At 67.6% G+C, this 414-nt stretch carries 1 protein-coding gene; it reads left to right on the plus strand.

Going from position 1 to position 414, the window contains the following annotated elements; all coding sequences use genetic code 11:
• On the plus strand, positions 1-414 hold a 414-nt coding region (locus FMEAI12_RS34740; RefSeq protein ID WP_235015064.1), incomplete at both ends, for a DDE-type integrase/transposase/recombinase.

Here is a 414-nt window from a genome sequence, read left to right on the forward strand (position 1 = left end):
ACGCAGGCGTCGACGATGCTGGCCGTGGACTTTTTCCACGTGGACTGCGCCATTACGCTCCAGCGTCTGTACTGCTTCTTCGTCATAGAGGTCGGCTCCCGCTCCGTCCACATCCTCGGGGTCACCTCCCACCCCGACGGCCCGTGGACCACCCAACAGATCCGCAACCTCCTCCTGGACCTCGGCGACCGGACGGCCGACTTCCAGGTCCTGGTCCGCGACCGCGCCGGACAGTTCACCGCATCGTTCGACGCGGTCCTCGCCGACGCCGGCATCACCACGGTCAGGATCCCACCCCGGACTCCGCGGGCGAACGCCTACGCGGAACGGTTCGTCCGCACCGTCCGGACGGAAGCCACCGACCGGATGCTGATCTTCGGTGAACGGCACCTGCGCACCGTCCTGGCCGAGTAC

It is taken from the genome of Parafrankia sp. Ea1.12 (genome assembly GCF_900465275.1).
In the GTDB taxonomy this organism is placed as follows: Bacteria; Actinomycetota; Actinomycetes; order Frankiales; family Frankiaceae; genus Parafrankia; species Parafrankia soli.